We start from the raw sequence: 13,081 nt of genomic DNA, 5'->3' as shown, positions 1-13,081 counted from the left end.
GGGGAGGATTTGCGTGACCGAGGCTGACTTCATCGCCGCTTTACGCCGCCTCCCGCTGCATCCTGCCGCGCGAGGCCTCAACGACGATATCGCGCTGCTCGACGCAGGGCCGCTCGTCGTCACCACCGACACGCTGGTCGAAGGCGTGCACTTCCTGCCGAGCGACCCAGCGGAGGACGTCGCGTGGAAGCTGGTCGCGACCAACCTCTCCGACCTTGCCGCCAAGGGGGCGAAGCCGGAAGGCATCCTCCTCAACTACCCGCTCGGCGACGACGCGTGGGACCGCGCGTTCCTCGAAGGCCTCGCCGAAAGTCTGACCGCGTTCGACACGCGCATCATCGGCGGCGACACCGTCGCGCTCCCCCCCAACGCCCCCCGCGTCCTGACCGTCACCGCGTTCGGCAGCGACGCCGCCGCCCCAGCCCGCAACGGTGCGAAGGCAGGCGATGCGCTCTACGTCACCGGCACGATCGGCGACGCGGGCGCGGGGCTCGCGATCGCGCTCGGCCAGGAAGGCCCCCCCGAACTGCTCGCGGCCTACCGCCGCCCGCACCCTCGATTGGCCGAGGGTCGCCTCCTCGCACCCCATGTCCACGCGATGATGGATGTCTCCGACGGCCTGCTCATCGATGCCGCGCGCATGGCACGCGCCAGCAACCTCGCCGTCAGCATCGACATCGCGCGCGTCCCCCTCTCCGACGCCTATCGCGCCTTTTCCGGCGACCGGCTCGCCGCAGCCACTGCGGGCGACGACTACCAACTCCTTTTTGCTGCACCGCAAGATTTCGTCACCAACGCCACTCTAATCGGCCTTTTCGCCGAAGGATCCGGCCTCGTGCTGCATGACGCGGGTACCGCAGTCCCGCTTCCCGCCAGTCTCGGCTACGAACACGCTCCGCGCGGATAACTTGCGCAATGCCCCCGCACTGATAGGCTCCCCCCTTCGGGACTCGGCAAAGTCGGGACCGGAGAGGACCTGACAAGAGGGATAGCGCCGTATGACGACCGTCTATTTGGCCATGATCTGCGGCGTGATCGCCGTCCTATATGGTTTCGTCACCAGTCGACAGGTGCTCGCCGCCTCCCCCGGCAACGCCAAGATGCAGGACATCGCCGCCGCCATCCAGGAGGGCGCGAAGGCCTATCTCGGGCGGCAATATACCACGATCGCGATCGTCGGGCTCATCGTCGCGGCGATCCTGCTCTTCACGCTCGGGCGGATCTCGACGATCGGCTTCGTCATCGGCGCGGTGCTGTCGGGCGTTGCGGGCTATGTCGGCATGAACATCTCGGTCCGCGCCAACGTCCGCACTGCCGAGGCCGCGCGCACGTCGTTGCAGGCCGGGTTGACGCTGGCGTTCCGATCGGGCGCGGTCACCGGTATGCTCGTGGCAGGCCTCGGCCTGCTCGCGATCAGCGCGTTCTTCTGGTACCTCACCGGCCCCGCGGGCCACGCCCCCAACGACCGGATCATCGTCGAAGCGCTCACCGCACTCGCGTTCGGCGCATCGCTGATCTCGATCTTCGCGCGATTGGGCGGCGGCATCTTCACCAAGGCGGCGGACGTCGGCGCGGATCTGGTCGGCAAGGTCGAGGCGGGCATCCCCGAAGACGACCCCCGCAATCCTGCCGTCATCGCGGATAACGTCGGCGACAATGTCGGCGACTGCGCCGGCATGGCCGCCGATCTGTTCGAGACCTACGTCGTCACGCTCGGCGTCACGATGATCTCGATCGCGCTTCTGATTCAGGCGAGCGGCGCCGAACTGATGCGGCTGATGACCCTCCCGCTGCTCGTCGGCGGCGTGTGCATCGTCACCTCGATCATCGGTACGTACATGGTCCGGCTCGGTGGCGGCAGCATCATGGGCGCGCTCTACAAGGGGTTCTTCACCTCGACGATCCTGTCGATCCCGGCGATCTACCTGGCCACGCAATACGTGCTCGGCGACCTCCACCGCGTGATCGGCGGCGCAGGCTTTCTCGATCCGACGACCGACGACCTGACCACGCAGGCCGCGCCGTCGCTGACGCAGAGCTTCACCGGCATGGACCTGTTCTGGTCGATGATGATCGGCCTCGTCGTGACCGGGCTGATCGTGTGGATCACCGAATATTACACCGGCACCAACCACCGCCCGGTCCAGTCGATCGCCAAGGCATCGGAGACCGGCCACGGCACCAACGTCATCCAGGGCCTGGCCATCAGCCTCGAATCCACCGCGCTGCCGACGCTGGTCATCGTCGTCGCGGTGATCGTCGCGTACCAACTCGCCGGGATCATCGGCATCGCATTTGCCGCGACCGCGATGCTCGCCCAGGCCGGCATGGTCGTCGCCCTCGATGCGTACGGCCCCGTCACCGACAACGCAGGCGGCATCGCCGAGATGGCGGGCCTGCCCGACGACGTCCGCCAGCGGACCGATGCGCTCGACGCGGTCGGCAATACGACCAAGGCAGTCACCAAGGGCTATGCGATCGGCTCGGCCGGGCTCGCCGCCCTCGTCCTGTTCGGTGCGTACACCACCGATCTTGCAACCTACTTTCCCGACGTCACGGTCGATTTCAGCCTGTCCAACCCGTACGTCATCGTCGGGCTGCTGCTGGGGGCGCTGCTTCCCTATCTGTTCGGCGCGTTCGGGATGACCGCCGTCGGTCGCGCAGCCGGTGCCGTGGTCGAGGAAGTCCGCGAGCAGTTCCGCAACAACCCCGGCATCATGCTGGGCACCAGCCGGCCCGACTACGCCCGTACCGTCGATCTCGTGACCAAGGCGGCGATCCGCGAGATGATCGTGCCCTCGCTGCTGCCGGTCCTTTCGCCGCTCGCCGTGTATTTCATCATCACCGCCGTGGCGGGCCAGGCCGCCGGCTTCGCCTCACTCGGGGCGATGCTGCTGGGCGTGATCGTCTCGGGGCTGTTCGTCGCGATCTCGATGACGAGTGGTGGCGGCGCATGGGACAACGCCAAGAAGTACATCGAGGACGGCCATCACGGCGGCAAGGGGTCCGAAGCGCACAAGGCCGCGATCACCGGTGACACGGTCGGCGATCCCTACAAGGATACGGCAGGCCCCGCGGTGAACCCGATGATCAAGATCACCAATATCGTCGCGTTGCTGCTGCTCGCGGCGCTGGCGGGCGGCGGAGTCGGCTGAGTCGGCTGACCGCGGTTTCCCGGAGAGTTCAGGGTCGGCGCAGCGGCCCCCCGCCGCGCGCGCCCCCGCCCCGCGCGCCCCGCCGCGCCCCCTTGTCTCTAAAACCGAACACGATACTCTTGGTTCGATGGTCGTCGGGGGATGGCCGGGGGGAGAGTATCGATGGCGTGGCGTATATGGCGTACCTGTTTGCTGGCCGGCGCCCTGACGCCGGCCTTCGCCGCTGCCCAGACCCAAGCGCCTGTCCTGCCCCAAGCCTCCGGGCCCAAGCCTCCCGCGGCAATTTCGGCGGCTGGCCCCGTCCCGGTTGAAACGTTCGCGAGGCTGCCGGGCATGGACACGCCGAAGCTCTCGCCCGACGGAACGCGGATCGCCGCGAAGATGGCGGTCGGCGGACGGCAGGTGCTGGTCGTCGCGTCGCTGTTCGATGGCGCGAACCTCAGGGCATTGTCAGCCGGAGCGACCGTCGACATCAACTGGTGGCGCTGGGTCGGCGACGACTGGCTCGCAGTGGGCGTCGGCTCGCAGGACGTGCTGTACGGCGAAGACATCTACGTCACGCGGACCCTGGGCGTCAAAGCCGACATGACCAAGGTCAACCGGATCGACTGGACGCATTCGGGTGTCCGCGCCGACGAAGTCCTGTGGACCGCGCGTGACGGCACGCCGCGCATCCTGCTCTCGCGCCAGACGGGAATCGAAAGCGAAAGCCAATGGTATCCGCAGGTCGCCGAAGTCGATCTGTCGACCGGCAAGACCAGAACCGTCGCGGGCAGCCAGGCCGACGTGTTCGACTGGTATGCCGACGGCGCCGGTGTCGTGCGGATGGGCTATCGCTACGACGACGAGACGCGCAAGGCCGCGCTGCTGTACCGCGGCACCAACGACGACCCGTTCAAGATCATCGCGCGTGGCGGCAGGAGCGACATCGTCGTGCCCCTCACCTTCCGTGCCGACGGCACCGCGATCGCGACCGACGATTCGGGCGGCCGCGACGAAGTCTACGAGGTTTCCCTGCCCGACCTGAAGCTCGGCAAGAAGCTGTACGGCACGGATCGCTACGACATCGACGGCGTGGTCGAGAACGCGGCGGGCGACGACATCGACGGCATTACCGTGACCGACCGCTTCGGCCATATCGTCTGGCTGAACCCGGTTCTGAAAGCGGTCCAGGCATCGATCGACAAGGCGGTCGGCGAGCGCCACGCGCGAATCGTGTCGTGGGATCGCACCCGGACCAAGTTCCTCATCGAGGTCGGTTCGTCATCGCAGGCGGGCGCGCTGTATTTCTACGATACCGCGAACGGATCGATGCAGCGCTATGCATGGCAGAACGAGGCGCTGAAGGCGCGCGTGCTCTCGCCGGTATCGACGATCCGCTACACGGCGCGCGACGGCGTCGAGATCGAGGCGTTGCTGACGCTGCCACGCGGACATGCGGCTCGGAACCTGCCGCTGATCGTGTTGCCGCACGGCGGTCCGTTCGCGCGTGATTCGGAAGAGTGGGACTGGTGGACACAGTATCTGGCCGAGTCCGGCTATGCCGTCGTCCAGCCCAATTACCGTGGCTCGTCCGGCTATGGGACTGCGTTCGCCAGGCTCGGCGAAGGGCAATGGGGCCTGAAGATGCAGGATGATCTCGATGATGCGATCACGCATCTGGCGAAGGAGGGCATCGCCGATCCGAAGCGCGTGTGCATGGCCGGCGCGTCCTATGGCGGCTATGCGGCAATGCGTGCGGCGCAGCGCAACGGCACGGGCGACGCGGCGCCGTATCGCTGCGCGATCTCGTATGCCGGCGTGTCGGACCTGCAGGCGATGCAGCGCTATGACGGCAAGTTCCTGTACGGCAAGACACGCAGCGACTGGCTGAAGAAGCAGGCGCCCGACTATCGGAGCGTCTCGCCGCGGTTCGGCGCGCAGTCGTTCTCGATGCCGATCCTGCTCCTGCACGGCAAGGAGGACAGGCGCGTCCCCGTGAAGCAGTCGCGGATGATGGCCGCCGCATTGAAGGACGCGGGCAAGCCCTATGAATACATCGAACAGCCGCTCGGCGATCATCATTTCACGCGTGCGGAAGACCGGCTGGAGTTCCTGAAGGCGATGGGTGCATTCCTGGCAAAGTATAATCCGGCGTAAGACAGGATCTGCGCCGCAACGGATGAAACCCGCCGACTGTGGATCCATCTCGCTTGGACGAATGCCAGTGTGGCCCTGCATCATCTACCGATGCGCAACCGCCCCGAGAATCACCTCTTCTATGGCGACAATCTTGCCGTCCTCCGCAAGGAGATCGCCGACGAGAGCGTCGACCTGATCTATCTCGACCCGCCGTTCAATTCGAACGCCAATTACGGCATCCTGTTCAAGGAGCCCGACGGCAAATCCTCGAACGCGCAGATCGAGGCGTTCGAGGATACCTGGCATTGGAACGAGAGCGCCGAGGACGCCTTCGACCAGGTCGCGCGGAGCGGCAGCACCAAGGCGTTCGACCTGCTCAACGCGATGCGCGGGTTCCTCGGCGACAACGACATGATGGCGTATCTGGCGATGATGGCGGTCCGCCTGCTCGAACTGCACCGCGTGCTCAAGGTCACTGGCAGCCTGTATCTCCACTGCGATCCGACCGCGAGCCATTACCTCAAGCTCCTGCTCGACGCGATCTTCGGCAAGCGCCAGATCGCGAACGAGATCATCTGGTGCTATCGGCGCTACACCGCGGCCAGCAACCGGTTCCAGCGGCTCCACGACACGCTGTTGTTCTACGGCAAGACCGACCAGCGGCGCTTCAACGACATCCGCATTCCGTATGGCGAGACATCGGGAAAGAAGGATTCGCACTATCGTCAGGACGACGATGGACGCTGGTTCCGCTGGCAGAAGCGCAAGGATGCCGAGCCGTATCGAATCTATCTCGCCGACGGGGTGAGGCTGGGCGACTGGTGGGATATCCCGATCATCAACGCCTCGTCCGGCGAACGCCTGGGCTATCCTACGCAGAAACCGTCGGCGTTGCTCGAACGGATCATCACCGCGTCGTCGAACGAAGGCGACGTCGTGCTCGACCCGTTCTGTGGGTGCGGGACAGCGGTGCATGCCGCGCAGAAGCTCGGCCGAACCTGGATCGGGATCGACGTCACGCACCTCGCCATTTCGCTGATCGAAAAGCGCATGAAGGATGCGTTTCCCGCCGCCACTTTCACCGTCGATGGCACGCCGAAGGACCTCGCCTCCGCCTGTGATCTTGCGCTGCGCGACAAATACCAGTTCCAGTGGTGGGCGGTATCGATGGTCGACGCGCTCCCGTTCGGCGGCAGGAAAAAGGGTGCGGACGGCGGGATCGACGGGCTGATCTACTTCAACGATCATGATCAGGCGTCGGGCAAGATGGTGACTCACCGCGCGATCGTGTCTGTGAAAGGCGGCCTCAACCCGGACAACGCGATGGTCGAGACGCTTGCTGCGACGATCGCGCGCGAGAAGGCGCCGATCGGCATCCTCATCATGAACGCCAAGCCGACGCGCGAGATGGAGCGTCGTGCCGCCGCGGTCGGGATTTATCGCGCCGGCGTCGACGAGGCGTTTCCCAAGCTCCAGATCCTGACGCTGGCCGATCTGTTCCAGGGCAAGCGACCGCGCATCCCCAACGTCGACCGCGCTGCCTTCCGCCGTGCCGCACGCGAGGCCACCGTGCACCAGCCAAGCTTGCTGTGACTCCTGGCTGCCCCAAGCTCGTCATCCCCGCCCCCGCCGGAATGCCGGGATGGATCGCCCTTGTTTCCACCACACGGAACGCCGATATCCGATTCACACAAGCGGGCATGGGCATCGGGCTCGTGACTGCGTTCCGGCCGTGCTTTCCTTTTTCGCGAACTTGCGGTAAGGGCGCTCGTCCCGAAATTCCCCCAATTCAGAGATTATATTTGGCCAAGGAAGAACTGCTCGAGATGCGCGGCCGCGTGGTGGAATTGCTCCCCAACGCGATGTTCCGGGTTCAGCTCGAAAACGACCACGAGATTCTCGGTCACACCGCCGGCAAGATGCGCAAGAACCGCATCCGCGTGCTGGTCGGCGACGAGGTGCTGTGCGAACTGACGCCGTACGATCTGACCAAGGGTCGCATCACCTACCGCTTCAAATAAGCCCGTGGGCGCTCCGGCGCCTGCCGCTTTCATCAAGAGGCGGGTGCCTTGCGCCCGCCGCTTTTCATGACGAGGCACCTGTGCTGGTCCTAGCCTCCTCCTCGCCCCGCCGCCGCGATCTGCTCGCGCGGCTTGGCGTCGTGCCGTCGCGCGTGGCATCCCCCGATATCGACGAGAGCCCGCGCAAGGCGGAGCCGCCCCGCGCCTACGCGCTCCGGTTGGCCATCGAGAAGGCCAGCGCCGTCGCGCGCGCCGAGGGTGAGATCGTACTCGCCGGCGACACCACGATTGCGCTCGGCAGCCGTATCCTGCCGCCCGCCGACACGCTCGCTATCCAGCGCGACCTGCTCGGCAAGCTTTCGGGCCGGCGCCATCACTGCCTGTCCGCGGTCTGCGTGATCGACGCGACCGGCAAGGTGCGCACCCGCATCGCCGACACGATCGTCGCGTTCAAGCCGCTCTCGTCCGCCGAGATCGACGATTATCTCGCGTGCGGCGAGGGACTCGGCAAGGCTGGCGGCTACGCGATCCAGGGTCGCGCGGAGGCGTTCGTCCGCTTCCTGTCGGGCAGCCATTCGGGTGTGGTCGGCCTGCCGCTGTTCGAAACGCGCGCGTTGTTGAAGACTGCAGGCGTCGCGCTTGCCTGAAACCGGCCTCAAGTGGCTTTATGAGGCTGGCATCGGCGAAGCGCGCGCCGCGCTGGTAGACAATGATCAGATTCTCGAAGCGGCGATCGAACTCGACGACGGCAACGCGTTGAAGGTCGGCCTGGTCGCCCGCGCGCGGCTCGTCGAACTGCTTCCCGGTCGTCGTGGCCGCGTGACGCTCGACGGCGGCGAGGCGCTGATCAACTTTCTGCCTCCCGGCATCACGCAGGGTGCCAGCCTCACTGTCGAGATAGTCCGCGAGGCGCTCCCCGAAGCTGGCCGGGCGAAGCTTGCCAAGGCCGTCCCGACCGATCTACCCCCCCGCCCCGCCCCGACGCTGTACGAGCGCCTCGTGGCGACCGGCTTGCCCGTCCTGACCCCCCGCGCGCATGAAGCCGATGCGCTGGAGGCGGCGGGCTGGTCCGAGCTTCTCGACGAGGCTGTGAGTGGGGAGATCGTCTTCCCGCTCGGCGCGCTCCGCCTGTCGCCGACGCCGGCTATGACGTTGTTCGACGTCGACGGGGCACCGCCGCTGGATGCGCTCGCCATCGCTGCCGCGCACGTCGTGGCGCGCGCGATTCGCCGACACGGCATCGGTGGCTCGATCGGGATCGATTTCCCGACCCTCGCCGGCAAGGCACAGCGCAACGCCGTCGCCGCGGCGATCGACGAATCATTGCCGCAACCCTTCGAACGGACCGCGATGAACGGCTTCGGCTTCCTCCAGATCGTTCGGCCAAGGCCCCGCGCGTCGATCCCCGAGATCCTCCGCGCCGATCCGGTCGGTGCAGCGACCCGCGCGACGCTCCGCACGCTCGAACGCACTCCGCCGACCGCCTCACGCCGTCACACCCTGCCCGCAGCCGTCCATGCACGTCTGATGACGCACCCGGATTCGCTCGCGGAACTCACGCGCCGTACGGGCGTCGTCCACGAACTGGAGAGCGCCCGATGACGACCGTCAAATGCCCGATCTGCGACCAGCCTGCGGTGGCCGAGTACAAGCCGTTCTGCTCGAGCCGCCACCGCGACCGCGACCTGTTGCAGTGGCTCGGCGAAGGCTATCGCATTCCCGGCCGCGCAATCTCGCAAACGGGGCTGGACAGCGCCGAAGACCCCGACTAAACGCGCCCTTCCGATCGCAAGGTCGGACGCTTCTCCGGTCCCAGACCGGACGTGCCCGGATAGCTCAGTTGGTAGAGCATGCGACTGAAAATCGCAGTGTCGGCGGTTCGACCCCGTCTCCGGGCACCATTTTCTTCTTCTTGTGATTGAGATGCGGGTCCATCCGCATAGGCGCTTATCGCCCCCCAACCCGTTCGTGCTGAGCGTAGTCGAAGCACCTTCGCCTGGGGCACACCCTTCGACTTCGCTCAGGGCGAACGGAATGGAGGGTGTAGAACGGAACCGGCGTTAGCGGCGGATCCGCGTGACGTGGCCCATTTTCCGTCCCGGCCGCGCGGTGCCTTTGCCGTACAGGTGCAAATGCGCGCCGGGTTCGGCCAGCAGCTCCGCCCAGCGGTCCGCATCGGCGCCGATCAGGTTCTCCATCGCCACTTCAGGCCCCGTCAGCGTCGTCGCGCCGAGCGGCAGGCCACAGATCGCGCGAATGTGGTTTTCGAATTGCGAGCATTCGGCGCCTTCGATCGTCCAGTGGCCGGAATTGTGCACGCGGGGGGCCATCTCGTTGAAGACCGGGCCGTCCGCACCGACGAAGAACTCGCAGGCCAGTACGCCGACATAGTCGAGTTCGGCTGCGATCCGCTGCGCCAACGCAACGGCTTCGTCCGCCTGTGCCAGTACGGCGGCGGGTGCAGGGACGGTCGAGTGGCGTAGAATCGCGTCGCGGTGGACGTTCAACGGCGAATCGTAGCGGGCGATGCTGCCGTCGAGGCCGCGGGCGATCAGGATCGAGAATTCATACTCGAACGGTACGAAGGCTTCGAGCACCGCGGGGCCGCCGATCGTGTCCCAAGCGGCGTGCGCTGCCGCCGGCGTGTCGATCTTGACCTGCCCCTTGCCGTCATAGCCGAACCGCGCGGTCTTCAGGATGGCGGGGGTGCCGATCGCCTCCAGGCCCGCCTGCAGGCTTTCGAGGCTGTCGACCGCGGCCCAGGGTGCCGGACGGCCGCCGACGCTCTCCACGAAGCGTTTTTCGCCGATCCGCTCCTGCGCGACACGGAGCGCGCGCGGGCTCGGGTGGACGGGGACGCGGTCTGCGAGCCATTCGACCGGGTCGACGTCGATGTTCTCGAACTCGTAGGTCACGACGTCGCAGGCATCGGCGAAGTCGGCGAGGACGATGCGGTTGTGATAGTCGGCGCGCGTCATGGTCGAGGCGGACTGCGCGGCGACGCTCTCCTGATCGGGGGCGAGGACGTGCGTGTGATAGCCGAGCTGCGCCGCGGCGGTCGCGAGCATGCGGCCGAGCTGGCCTCCACCGAGGATACCGATGGTCGATCCGGGGGGAAGCGGCGTCATGTCTCGGCGTCCTTAGGCTATGGGGTCAGGTGGGGTCGGTGGCGACGGCGTCGGTCTGTGCGGCGCGCCACGCTTTGAGGCGCGTGGCGAGCGCGTCATCCGAAGTCGCGAGAATTGCAGCCGCCAGCAGCCCGGCATTGATGGCGCCGGGCTTGCCGATCGCGAGCGTGCCGACTGGGATGCCGCCGGGCATCTGGACGATCGAGAGCAGGCTATCCATGCCCTTCAGCGCCTTCGATTCGACGGGCACGCCGAGTACCGGGAGGTGCGTCATCGATGCGGCCATGCCGGGGAGGTGCGCCGCGCCACCCGCGCCGGCGATCACCACCTTGAGGCCGCGATCGGCGGCGGTGGTCGCATAGTCGTAGAGGCGCTGCGGGGTGCGATGCGCGGAGACGACCTTGGTCTCGTAGGCGACGCCGAGCGCGTCGAGCGTCTCGGCGGCGTGGCGCATCGTCTCCCAATCGGAGGTGCTGCCCATGATGATGCCGACTAGAGCCACGATCGCCCCCTGATTCAAGGAGCGCCGTGCCTAGCGACGGTAGGGGGCTAGGGCAACGTTGTTGGTGGTCGGGTGGTACCTGCCACGCAAAACTACACCACCCCGGCGCAGGCCAGGGCCCAATTGGAAAGGTGGCAGTAACGGGGCGCCGCCACCGGTTAGCGACGTTTCCCAATTGGGCTCCGGCCTTCGCCGGGATGGTAGCACTTGCCCGGAGGGTGTCAGCGCTCGCTGAGGTAGTAGCGATCCGTTGCGTTCAGATCCGCATCCAGCTCGTAGACGATCGGCTGGCCGGTCGGGATCTCCAGGCTCGTGATCTCGTCGTCGGGGATGTTCGACAGGTGCTTGACCAGCGCGCGGAGCGAGTTGCCGTGGGCGGAGATCAGGATGCGCTGGCCGTCCTTGAGCGCGGGGGCAATCCGCTCGTCCCAGTACGGGAGCACGCGGGCGATGGTGTCCTTGAGGCTCTCCGTCCTGGGGATCGCGATGCCGTCGTAACGTCGGTCCTTCGACAGGTCGAACTCGCTGCCGTCGTCGAGCACGGGGGGCGGGATGTCGAAGCTGCGGCGCCAGATATGGACCTGCTCGGCGCCGTGCTTGGCCGCGGTCTCGGCCTTGTCGAGGCCGGTGAGGCCGCCATAGTGACGTTCGTTGAGACGCCAGTCCTTCTCGACCGGGAGCCAGAGGCGGCCCATCGCTTCGAGCGCGATGTTGAGGGTCTTGATCGCCCGCGTTTGGAGGCTGACGAAGGTCTGGTCGAAGTCGAGGCCCTTGGCGGCCATCAGCTCGCCCGCGGCCTTGGCCTCGGCCTCGCCCTTGGCGGTCATGTCGACGTCCCACCAGCCGGTGAAGCGGTTCTCGAGGTTCCAGGTGGACTGGCCGTGGCGGATCAGGACTAGGGTCGGCATTCGGGCTCCTGCGATGGCGGGACTGAACGGAAGGGTTCAAAGGTTAGGATAAGGTTAGGCCAACGCACGGTCCGCAGCGCTTGAACCCAAGCCTCCAGACCGTGCCAAGCCATTGTTATCAGGTCAGATTTCGTCGATCATGCCGGCGAGAGTCTCGAGCATCGCATGCGCGAGCCGTTTCGACCGCTCGGGCGACCAGCCGAATTCCGGATCGGCATTGGCGTCGTGATCCTTGAACGGCATCTCCAGCGTCATCGACACCGCGCCGAAGCGCTCGGCGAGCTGGTTGGTCGACATCGACAGGTTGGCCGTGCCCGGTGCGGACTTGGGATAGCCCTTCTCGGTCTGGAAATCGGGCGTGTGCGCCGCGAGCCGCCGGCCGTATTCGTAGAATTTCTCGCCGTGCGCGTCGGTCCAGGAGGAGATACCTTCGAAACCGGCGATGAAGTTCGCGGGAATCGCCTCGTCGCCGTGGATGTCCATCGCGACGTCGACGCCGGTCAGGTCCATCGCGTTGCGGACGCACAGGACCTCCGGGCTCTTCTCGGGTGTCGGCGTGTGCCATTCGCGGTTGAGGTTCACGCCCACCGCGTTGGTGCGCAGATGACCGCGGCGCGTGCCGTCCGGGTTCATGTTGGGGACGACGTTGAAGGTCGCCTTCGCCAGCAGCGCGGCGGTGATCGGGTCGGCCGAATCGGTCAGCCGCTCGAGCGCACCTTCCATCCACCATTCGGTCATCGATTCGCCGGGATGCTGGCGACCGTAGATCCAGACCTGCTTCGGTCCCGAGCCGATCGTGAAGCAGTCGATCGCCTGACCGTCGAGCGACTGGCCGAGTTCGCGGTGCGCGACACCCGGCAGCAACGCGGTGCGCGCCACCAGAGCCTCGTGCATTTCCATCGTGTACGGCGCGAAATAGGCGAACCAGGCGAGATCGGTGTCCGCGGTGAACTCGAATTCGAGCACGCCGTCGGCGTAGCGCGTCTCGATCATCCGCCACGCCTGGCGATCAGTGCTGGCTCGCGTCTTGTAGCCCGGCCAGCCGAACGGATAGGCCGACTTGCCCGCATTGATGATGCGGTAGGTCAAGGTGCGGCCAGCCGCCCCCGCCACGCGGAAGTAGAACCACTGGAAGAAATCGGACTGGAAATCGGTGACGATCTCCAGGTCGATTCGGTCTCCCTCGATGGCGACAACACGGATGTTGCCGCCATCGAAGGCTGCGTTGACGGTGACGGGGCTCATG

12 protein-coding genes and 1 tRNA gene are annotated in these 13,081 nt (G+C 66.4%); 9 read left to right on the top strand and 4 right to left on the bottom strand.

Annotated features, from left to right (window positions below; all coding sequences use genetic code 11):
• Positions 1–13 precede the first annotated feature (13 nt).
• The 9 genes from thiL to AC3D24_RS14955 all read left to right on the top strand — a co-directional run bounded on the left by thiL (position 14) and on the right by AC3D24_RS14955 (position 9,198).
• Positions 14–907 carry a thiamine-phosphate kinase gene (thiL, locus tag AC3D24_RS14995; RefSeq protein ID WP_489031835.1) on the top strand — a complete coding sequence of 298 codons (894 nt, stop codon included), beginning with the start codon at positions 14–16 and terminating at the stop codon, positions 905–907.
• A 91-nt stretch (positions 908–998) separates the two neighbouring features.
• Complete coding sequence (locus AC3D24_RS14990; protein WP_489031833.1) at positions 999–3,155, top strand: sodium-translocating pyrophosphatase; 2,157 nt, start codon at positions 999–1,001, stop codon at positions 3,153–3,155.
• A 333-nt stretch (positions 3,156–3,488) separates the two neighbouring features.
• A complete protein-coding gene (locus tag AC3D24_RS14985) occupies positions 3,489–5,294 on the top strand; it encodes an alpha/beta hydrolase family protein (protein ID WP_489031832.1) in 1,806 nt (601 codons plus the stop codon).
• A gap of 69 nt (positions 5,295–5,363) precedes the next feature.
• Positions 5,364–6,869 carry a DNA methyltransferase gene (locus AC3D24_RS14980; protein WP_489031830.1) on the top strand — a complete coding sequence of 502 codons (1,506 nt, stop codon included), beginning with the start codon at positions 5,364–5,366 and terminating at the stop codon, positions 6,867–6,869.
• A gap of 209 nt (positions 6,870–7,078) precedes the next feature.
• Positions 7,079–7,297, top strand: coding sequence for a translation initiation factor IF-1 (gene infA / locus AC3D24_RS14975; protein WP_031441079.1), 219 nt, complete (start codon positions 7,079–7,081; stop codon positions 7,295–7,297).
• Positions 7,298–7,377: 80 nt separating this feature from the next.
• Positions 7,378–7,944, top strand: a complete 567-nt coding sequence (locus tag AC3D24_RS14970; RefSeq protein ID WP_489031828.1) for a Maf family protein — start codon at positions 7,378–7,380, stop codon at positions 7,942–7,944.
• Positions 7,937–8,899: a ribonuclease gene (locus AC3D24_RS14965; RefSeq protein WP_489031827.1), complete on the top strand. Its 963-nt coding sequence runs from the start codon at positions 7,937–7,939 to the stop codon at positions 8,897–8,899. The genes AC3D24_RS14970 and AC3D24_RS14965 overlap by 8 nt, the downstream gene beginning before the upstream one ends.
• Positions 8,896–9,069: a DNA gyrase inhibitor YacG gene (locus AC3D24_RS14960; RefSeq protein WP_082441491.1), complete on the top strand. Its 174-nt coding sequence runs from the start codon at positions 8,896–8,898 to the stop codon at positions 9,067–9,069. Before AC3D24_RS14965 ends, AC3D24_RS14960 begins: the two co-directional genes overlap by 4 nt.
• Positions 9,070–9,122: 53 nt before the next feature.
• Positions 9,123–9,198, top strand: a tRNA-Phe gene (locus AC3D24_RS14955).
• Between the two features lie 159 nt (positions 9,199–9,357).
• On the opposite strand, the gene AC3D24_RS14950 is transcribed toward AC3D24_RS14955, so the two are convergent.
• From AC3D24_RS14950 to AC3D24_RS14935, 4 genes are all read right to left on the bottom strand, one after another.
• On the bottom strand, positions 9,358–10,425 hold the full coding sequence (locus AC3D24_RS14950) for a 5-(carboxyamino)imidazole ribonucleotide synthase (protein ID WP_489031825.1): 1,068 nt from the start codon (positions 10,423–10,425) through the stop codon (positions 9,358–9,360).
• Between the two features lie 25 nt (positions 10,426–10,450).
• A complete protein-coding gene (gene purE / locus AC3D24_RS14945) occupies positions 10,451–10,906 on the bottom strand; it encodes a 5-(carboxyamino)imidazole ribonucleotide mutase (protein ID WP_489033172.1) in 456 nt (151 codons plus the stop codon).
• 242 nt (positions 10,907–11,148) lie between these two features.
• Positions 11,149–11,835 carry a 2,3-diphosphoglycerate-dependent phosphoglycerate mutase gene (gene gpmA / locus AC3D24_RS14940; protein WP_489031824.1) on the bottom strand — a complete coding sequence of 229 codons (687 nt, stop codon included), beginning with the start codon at positions 11,833–11,835 and terminating at the stop codon, positions 11,149–11,151.
• A gap of 123 nt (positions 11,836–11,958) precedes the next feature.
• A complete protein-coding gene (locus AC3D24_RS14935) occupies positions 11,959–13,080 on the bottom strand; it encodes a M14 family metallopeptidase (RefSeq protein ID WP_489031822.1) in 1,122 nt (373 codons plus the stop codon).
• Position 13,081 lies beyond the last annotated feature (1 nt).

The organism is Sphingomonas sp. SL1004, from assembly GCF_057815015.1.
The sequence above is the reverse complement of the archived record's forward strand: the minus strand, read 5'-3'. Positions and strand labels throughout refer to the sequence as shown.